The sequence below is a fragment of the Wolbachia endosymbiont of Drosophila incompta genome, assembly GCF_001758565.1.
GTDB classification, from domain to species: Bacteria; Pseudomonadota; Alphaproteobacteria; order Rickettsiales; family Anaplasmataceae; genus Wolbachia; species Wolbachia pipientis.
In genome coordinates, this window is the sequence record NZ_CP011148.1 from 802608 (window position 1) to 810879 (window position 8272).

Genomic DNA, 8272 nt, shown 5'->3' on the forward strand with positions numbered 1-8272 from the left:
AAATGACGAATAAAATTTATACTAAAAAATATAAAAAAAGTGCTTGCACTACAATTTATTTTTAGTATACTAGTTACATAATATTTTTACTTAGGGGTAAATATGTATAGTAATAATGATAAAAAAGATAGCGATAAAGGGTTTACTCCAAGCAGCAGGTATGAAAAGTATAGCGGTTCTAATCCGGTAATGCTTGAGGCACGTGAAAGACAGAGACGTGAAAGTAGCAAGCCTGGCTCGCAAATGGAGAGTAGTAGCTCTACTAGTGCTGGCAGTAGTAAAGGTAAAAGTAAGTAATGTTGTTTCATCACAATTTTAGTAGGGAGAGTTATGGGTAATTCTACAAAAGAGCTAGTTAACGCATTTAACTTAAATAATTATGGTATCGATAAGGTCAATACTAATTTTACTGTAGGAGGTAAAAAGATTGTTGGTTTATTTGCTAGTGGTACTAATACAAAAGAATACCTGCGAAGAATAGGAGAGGAGATAATAAAGCAGCACTACAGTGATGGAACTGAGGTAGCAAGTGAATATTATAACTTAAACTATTTTCCATTTGTTCTAGATGCTAATCCTGATAAAGAGGATTTAGGTAATGGCATAGTGAAAGTAAAGCTTGCAGATTCTACAGATAATGGAGTAATTCGTAACTTGAAGGTTCATTTTGCTAATGAGTTTGAGGGGGCTGTGAGATCTAAAGTGGCTGCACTTCTACAAGAATTAGTAGGAATAACGAAGGAACAAGCATATGAATGGGTCAATGGAACTGTTGGAACAGGAGCGATAGGTAGTCCTTATCTATACTGTATAGCTTTTAGCAACGAGTACCTCGAAAAAAGGTATAATTCGAGGATTTTTGAGCTATTGAAGAGTCTTTATATCAGTGAATTTAACTCAAGATTAGAGGCGTGTGGTCTTAAGAGTTCAGACTTTTATGAATATAAAGATGGTATGTTATACATTAAAAATGTGAGTGATAAGGTAGTCAGGAGTGTAACAGGATATGTTAAAGGGCGAGTAGCGCTTGATTTTAGAACTCCAGGCAGCGTAGAGTCTAAAGTTAAAAATTGTAAAAATGTTTTGAGTGAACTAATTCTTAAAGCGACAGGAAAGTTTGTTGACGGGTATGATTATGATGACTTTACAAACAAAAACAAAATAAAGAATGGGCATAGTTTTGCTCTTATACCTTTTATAGAAGAGAATGGTCAGTTGAAATCTTTAAGTTCTAGGGATGCATCAAAGATTAATGGAGGAATATTTAATGGTTTTCATTGTATAAGTGATATTAGAGGCAAAACTGCAAATCCACAATTTGCTAATTGTAAAGAGCCAGTTTATGCTTTCTCTAATAAGCAGATTGCTCAGTTACTTCCTAAAATTATGGGGTCTCCAATTGCATATAATCAAATAAACGGACGTTTTGAATTTGCAGTTGATCTTGAGAATTTTAAGAGACGTAGCTCGAGTCGATCCTCCTCAACGGTAACTTCTCCACTCAATTCTCCTACACATGCAGAGCCACCAAGAACACCGCTTGAACAAACTGGAGCTAGGTTTTTTGAATCTAGAGGAGACAGAGATAGTGGTCTTGGTGATTCACCTCCACAACTTAACGATTCTGGTTCTTCAAGTGGTGGTCCAAGTTCTGGCTTAACTGAATTGTCATCACCGACACAGGAGTTTCCTAAGCGAAGTCGTGGTGAAGGGTTAGAGAGGCCTCCCAGGAAAGGATCAGAAAGAGAGGAAGGAAAAGGGGGGCTGTTTCAGTTGGTGCCGGGGGAAATAGATTCAAGTCAATCCACTGGTGATCAATCACAGCTATCTTTGAGTAGATCATCATCGATTTCTTCTCCTATAGCATGGGATGATTCAACATTCTTAAATCCTGAGGTTTCTAATGAGGAACCTAAAAAACAGCAAGTTACTAAGGAAAAGGAAGAAGAAAAGTTGTTTAAAGCATTGCTTTATTGGTTTAACTTAAATAATTATGCTTTGGATCCTCCTCATACTAACTTTATTGTAAAAAATGGGAAGATTGCTAGTTTAATTGATGATAGTGTTGATGTAAAAGAGTATTTAGAGGAGATAATAGATAAAACGAAAGAAGAGTATCGTGTCAATAAGGAAGAAGCCTATGATCTCAATGAGTTTCCATTTCAATTTCTTTCTAATTGTGAGAAAAACCAAGAAACAACAGTTGTTGCTAATATAAGTCGTGGTGCCTTACTTAACTTAAAAGAACTTTTTAGTCGGGAGCATGAGGGAAAAGTAGAAATAAAAGATATCGACATTAACATCGTCGAAAAGGCAGTGAAATCTGAAAAGGACAAATGGGTAAATTTTCAGGTGCAAGAACATGGGTTATCCCCTAAAAAAGCAATTAAAACCTGTTATCCCGATGAAAGCGTATTAGAATATATTTCAATTACAAAAGACAAAGGTGGATACTGGATTAACCGTGATTATGATGGTTCGGAAGTAGAGTCGTTTAGGAAAGAGCAATGGCCTGCTAAAGGTACGTCAAAAGCTGAAAAGATGAAGTCCGAAGATAATAAAGACAGCGGTATCTCTTCAGCGGAGGCGACTGATGCTGAAAACGTAAGCTCTAAAGCTGAGGCAACAACAAGTGGTTATGAGTCTATGGATTGTGAGAATACTAGAGGAGGATCGCCAAAACGTACTCTAGAGTTGAGTGTGAGAATGGAAGAATTGACAACATCCACAGACCTGTATGCCACTAAGGCCGAGCAGCACTCTTCCATAAAAAAATTTAGAAGCAATTGATCTAATCCACCGCTCTCAGCCACCTAAGCGTTTTATTAGGGTTAGGGCAAAGTCCCTGACCCTAAAGGCACTGGTGTTAGTTTTTCTCATCCATTGCAGATATTGCGCGGTACTAAATGTTTAAAAAGTATTAATATAAAGATATCAATAAAATTATTTACATTTTTATACTATGCACATTACATCATGTGTTATTTAACCTTACAATAATTTTTTTATTCTTGCTGCTTCTTCAAATTCTAAATTTTCAGCATGCTCTATCATTTGCTTTCTCAAATCATCCTTATTAGTATTTACTTTCGGTTCTGCTATTGCCCTCTCCTGTAAGGTGTTTGATATAGGTTTTATTATAGTCTTTGGGACAATATTGTGCAATATATTATGTTCTTCTTGTTTTTTTCTTCTTCTTTCGGTCTCTCTTAATGCACGGTCCAGAGAACCAGTGATTTTATCTGCATACAAAATTACTCTACCTTCAGCATTACGCGCAGCACGACCAATCGTTTGAATTAATGAAGTTTCCGATCGCAAAAATCCTTCTTTATCAGCATCCAAAATTGCAACCAACCCACACTCTGGAATATCAAGACCTTCCCTCAGCAAGTTAACACCTACTAAAACATCGATTTCTTTAGATCTCAATTTGTATATAATTTCTATTCTCTCCAGCGCAGCAATATCAGAATGCAAATAACTCACTCTCATATTCATTTCACTCATATATTCAGCTAAATTTTCAGCCATTTTTTTCGTCAATGTAGTGATTAAAACACAAAATCCCTTCCCTATTGTCACTTGTGCCTCATGAATTACATCATCAATTTGACTCTCTATTGGTTTTACAATGCAGATTGGGTCCGTAAGCCCTGTTGGACGGATAACTTGCTCTATAAATACATTACTGGTCTTTGCCAACTCATACTTTCCGGGAGTGGCTGAAATGTAAACAGTCTGCGGCCTAACTCCCTCCCACTCTTCAAATTTTAATGGACGATTATCAAAAGCGGAAGGGAGCCTGAAGCCATAGTCAATCAATTTCTTTTTACGCGCCTCATTACCACTGTACATCGCACCAACCTGAGGAACGGTGACATGACTCTCATCAACAAATAAAATTACGTCTTTAGGTAAATATTCAAACAAAGTAGGTGGTGGATCCCCAGCTTCCATTCCATAGAGATAACGCGAATAATTTTCAATACCTTTACATATTCCTGTTGTTCTCATCATTTCGATATCAAAATTAGTGCGTTGCTCGAGGCGCTTTGCTTCAACAATCTTGTTTTGCGAGTAGTAATAATCCAAGCGTTCATGCAGCTCTTTTTTGACTAGTTCAATTGCCTGCAACAAAGCCTCACGCGGGGTTATGTAATAGCTATTTGGAAAAATGGTGATTTTATTTACGCCTTTGGTAACATTGCCCGTTATAGCATCAACTTCAGAAATTTCTTCTATTTCATCGCCAAATAACGATAAACGCCAAGCTTTATTTTCATAATGGGAAGGAAATATATCAACAATATCGCCGCGCACTCTGAAATATCCTCTCTCAAACCTGGCATCAGAGCGCTTGTATTGAAGATCAGTTAAGTTGCTCAGGAAATCATTAATACGAATTTTATTTCCAACACTAAGCGGTATGATCATGCTGCGGTAGCTCTCAGGCGAACCAAGACCGTATATGCAGGAAACACTGGCAACTACGATCGTATCCCTGCGCTCCAAAAGGGAGCAGACGGTGGAATAACGCAGCATCTCAATTCTTTCGTTAATTGCAGAATCTTTTTCGATATAAGTATCAGTTTGTGGTAAATAGGCTTCAGGTTGATAATAATCATAATAAGAAATGAAGTATTCAACAGCATTATGGGGAAACAATCCTTTCATTTCCTCATAAAGCTGTGCTGCTAAAGTTTTATTGTGTGCCATAATTAATGCAGGCCTGTTTGTCCTTGCAATAACATTTGCCATAGTAAAAGTTTTCCCAGAACCAGTAACTCCAAGCAAAACTTGGTCTCTTTTATTGCTATTTAGCCCCGCAATTAAACTATCGATTGCCTGCGGTTGATCTCCAGCAGGTTGAAAATGTGTAGTGATTTGAAATTTCATAGACTTTACTTACTATCTTTGATTCATTGCATAGTGAACACTATATTGCTTTTAAGATAAGTTGTATAGCTATCGTAAAGCCATAAAACATTAACCAACAATGTCATGCAAGTAGCTGACACTGGAATCTTGTTTCAATGTTAAACAAAATACCATAGAATTCAAGAAGACAATTCCTAAAAAATCCCTACATCCAAAAAAAGGCAAAATGCTGCTTGAATAAGCTAAATTTTTTTAGATGCAAAAACAATAAAACATAGTTGATACTAAATTATAGTACTCCTATGACAACGTTACAAAAATTAAGGAAATGGATAGCTCTGATCAATTGGAATAGTATTTTCAGGTACCGGTGGTCAATATGACATTTTTAAAATAAAGATTTAGAACCTGTTTAAAATCTTCTCAATAGAAGAGAAATGAAGGAAAGAACGACCATTTGTAGGCTAGTGTTAAGTTTTCGCTCGCAATTTTTCCACAATCGTCTGCATTTTTCTAACCAAGCGAAAGATCGCTCTACAACCCATCTTTGTGGCAATACAGCAAAGGAATGTAATTCACTTCGTTTTATTACTTCTACAGTTGCTCCAATAATCGTTTTTATTTGAGTTGCAAAATTTTCTCCTGTATAACCTGCATCGACCAGTATATTTTTAACTTCCGAGAGGTTTTCTTTTGCGCTTTCAACCATTCTCACAGCACTGCTAACCCCAGTTGTAAATTAGAAAAAATAGAAAAGGTAAGGAAATAGGGTAAACTCCGAGGTATTTGATATTCATTCCTAAAATAGGAGGTTACCAATGAAAGAGAAAGTAACAGAAATCTTTTGTATAGTCGATGATTTTTGCAATACAGTCGATGAAAATTTTGCAGAAAAACTTCTACCAAGTGGCAAAAAACCAACCAGGACGCCAGAGATTACGCATTCAGAGATTTTTACCATAATATTGCTATATCAAGTGCGACAATTTTAAAATTTTCTATGTGCATTATTTGAAATTATTATACGAATCAGCGTTTCCAAAATTGCCATCCTATAGTAGGTTTATCAGGCTAAAATCGCAGGTTTTATGGTATTTAGCGCTCTTAATGCAATGGTTTTGCGAACAGTCAAAAGTGACAGGGATTTCGTACATAATCTATCGCTGTTTGCCATCCAAAAAGGACCTCGAGAAACAAAGTTTTCAAAGGGTTGGCAAAGATTGGAAAGACTACTTATGGGTGGTTTTTCGGTACATCTAGTAATCAACGAAACTGGCGAAATTCAAGGGGTTACGGTGACAAAAGGCAACGTTGATACCTGTGCCAAATTTAACTCAGAAATTGACTGGATTATTGTTTAGAGATAAAGGATATATCAAAAAAGATCTTTTTCACGAATTATTCGATAGAGGGTTAAAGCTTGTAACCAGTATAAAAAGGGTATGAAAAACTCATTAATGGTGCTAAATGAGAAGATTTTGTTAAGAAAAAGATCGATTATTGAGACAGTTTTTGGCTCTCTGAAAAACAAATTTGAGATTGAGCATACTCGCCACAGATCACCGATAAATTTTTTGGTACACATTTTTTCTACGCTTGTTTCATATTCCATGCAGCCGCTGCATTTCTAAGCTTTACTTCGTTGGCTAATCCGCAACTGGGGTATATAGGGTTGACACCAAGGCAATATTCTTCTGGAAAAGTTGATCGGCATGGCAGCATATCAAAGATGGGACCAGCGGAATGTAGAAGTATGTTATATGAAGCTGCACAAACAATGCTTACAGTTACCAAGAGGACATTTAAATTAAAAAACTGGAGTTGCGAAGAAAAAAGGAATGAAAAAAGCAATTGTAGCAGTAGCAAGAAAATTAGCTGTAATTATGCATAGGATGTTGGTTGATAAAACAGAATTTTATTATCAATAAACATCAAAAGAGCATAGGACAATAATTTTATTGAAAATAAAGATAGCAATGCCGATGGAAGGGACAAGCAAGAACTTAGTTAGACTTCGTGGTAAACATGTTGCCGTCCACTTCCGCCTAACAAGTATAATGCGGCTTGACAAATTTATTGTCATCTCAGACCGCGGAGAGAACCATATGCTACTTTTAACTTATGTAAAATTACCAAGGATTATGGAGAAGATATGCTGTTTTGATTTGTGTGAAAATTATTGTTGACTTATGTGCAATTAGAGAACCTAAGTCACTTTAGCTATATATAAAAGGTTTAAGTGGTTGTATTGATGTATCTTTGTATTAAAAAACACCCAATAAGCAGAGTTGTAAGTGGAATAAACCACAAAATGTAAGTGCTAGGTGGTACGATTATAATTGAATTGCCGTAAGAATTTTTTAACTCTGAGATTATCTCTTCATCAGTGTATCCATCATTGATTTTTTTACGAATTGCTTCTCGCATATCATACGCGATCTGAGATCCAGATTCAGACAATGATTCGCCAGAACATATTGGACACCTTATTATTTCAAATAAACTGGTTGCTCGTTTTTCCATGCTTTTATCTCTGAGTTTATTATCCAGAGTAAAAGCGTTTACGCCTGAGTGGAATATCAATATGAAAAGTAAGCTAATTACTATTCTCATTCTTGGTTAATTGGATTATTTTACTGAGTTGGTTCATAAAATCAGTGATGGATAACTTTCCAATAAAGCTTGACCCTACATCATCATCGTACTTTATTGAAAATTGAATGCCATTATCAGTTGTTTTTTCTGATAAGGAAGGTACTAATTTTTCGAACGCATCTGAAGTTTTTGAGTCACCAATCATAAACGAGATTAATTCTTTATAATTTGATATAGCCACGTTGATTTTGTCTTTAAATGAATATGTAACTAAGTTGTAATTGTTTACCCCACCATCTGCAGCAAAAGAAAAATTATTACTTTGAATCAAAAATTTCTCTATATTGAAATTAATTCTGGAAGCCGAGATGTCGTTTACAAATTCATAATCAAATTTAATGTCGATACTAAGGTAACTTTCAGGACTTGCAGTATTTTTATACCGATAAGTATACAAATCAAATCCTAGCTTAGCATTTCCACTCAGTTCTTTATCGAGGTGAAATTGAATGTAATTGCTTTTATCATTCACTTCAGTTATAACACTTTGCTGATTTTCTAAAACATCACATTTTAATCCATAATCTTCGTAACGAAGTGTATCTATATAGTCTATCACGGTACTATTTTTGTTGAATCGCAATGAAGATGGTAAATCGTTTAGTCTAACAACAAAGTGGCTGCTATCGTTTGTGTGGCATTTTATATTCTTTTTCTCATCACCATGAACAGCAATATTGACTTCATTGCTTGGTATGTAGATATATACTGATTTATCAAACAATCTATTTTTTAT

The 8272-nt window shown here is 35.5% G+C and carries 9 protein-coding genes and 2 pseudogenes; 7 read left to right on the forward strand and 4 right to left on the reverse strand.

Translation table 11 applies throughout. The features are described from left to right. Positions 1-102: 102 nt before the first annotated feature. Both WG67_RS03580 and WG67_RS03585 read left to right on the forward strand, forming a co-directional pair. Complete coding sequence (locus tag WG67_RS03580; protein WP_010962871.1) at positions 103-297, forward strand: hypothetical protein; 195 nt, start codon at positions 103-105, stop codon at positions 295-297. Positions 298-330: 33 nt separating this feature from the next. Beyond that, positions 331-2790, forward strand: a complete 2460-nt coding sequence (locus tag WG67_RS03585) for a hypothetical protein (RefSeq protein ID WP_070356919.1) — start codon at positions 331-333, stop codon at positions 2788-2790. Between the two features lie 201 nt (positions 2791-2991). Here the strand turns inward: WG67_RS03585 and uvrB are convergent, their stop codons facing one another. Together uvrB and WG67_RS03595 are read right to left on the reverse strand one after the other, a co-directional pair. Continuing rightward, positions 2992-4899 (reverse strand): excinuclease ABC subunit UvrB, encoded by a 1908-nt coding sequence (gene uvrB, locus WG67_RS03590; protein WP_070356920.1) that lies wholly within the window; start codon positions 4897-4899, stop codon positions 2992-2994. Positions 4900-5293: 394 nt separating this feature from the next. Further along, positions 5294-5614: pseudogene (locus WG67_RS03595) on the reverse strand (transposase); the annotation flags it as partial. Positions 5615-5699: 85 nt separating this feature from the next. On the opposite strand from WG67_RS03595, the gene WG67_RS07670 reads away from it, so the two are divergent. From WG67_RS07670 to WG67_RS03605, 5 genes and pseudogenes are all read left to right on the forward strand, one after another. Then, positions 5700-5873, forward strand: a complete 174-nt coding sequence (locus WG67_RS07670; RefSeq protein WP_010082315.1) for a hypothetical protein — start codon at positions 5700-5702, stop codon at positions 5871-5873. Positions 5874-6040: 167 nt separating this feature from the next. Continuing rightward, positions 6041-6196 carry a transposase gene (locus WG67_RS07675; protein WP_369408983.1) on the forward strand — a complete coding sequence of 52 codons (156 nt, stop codon included), beginning with the start codon at positions 6041-6043 and terminating at the stop codon, positions 6194-6196. Between the two features lie 5 nt (positions 6197-6201). Beyond that, positions 6202-6383 (forward strand): annotated as a pseudogene (locus WG67_RS08525) (transposase); the annotation flags it as partial. After that, positions 6360-6512 (forward strand): transposase, encoded by a 153-nt coding sequence (locus WG67_RS08530; protein ID WP_369408987.1) that lies wholly within the window; start codon positions 6360-6362, stop codon positions 6510-6512. The pseudogene WG67_RS08525 and the gene WG67_RS08530, both read left to right, overlap by 24 nt. A gap of 11 nt (positions 6513-6523) precedes the next feature. Beyond that, positions 6524-6772 (forward strand): IS110 family transposase, encoded by a 249-nt coding sequence (locus WG67_RS03605; protein ID WP_022626363.1) that lies wholly within the window; start codon positions 6524-6526, stop codon positions 6770-6772. A 344-nt stretch (positions 6773-7116) separates the two neighbouring features. Here WG67_RS03605 and WG67_RS03610 read toward each other — a convergent pair whose 3' ends face one another. Both WG67_RS03610 and WG67_RS07685 read right to left on the reverse strand, forming a co-directional pair. Then, a complete protein-coding gene (locus WG67_RS03610; RefSeq protein WP_010962876.1) occupies positions 7117-7494 on the reverse strand; it encodes a cytochrome c-type biogenesis protein in 378 nt (125 codons plus the stop codon). After that, the coding region (locus tag WG67_RS07685; RefSeq protein WP_458694903.1) for a hypothetical protein at positions 7478-8272 on the reverse strand (795 nt) is incomplete at its 5' end. The genes WG67_RS03610 and WG67_RS07685, both read right to left, overlap by 17 nt.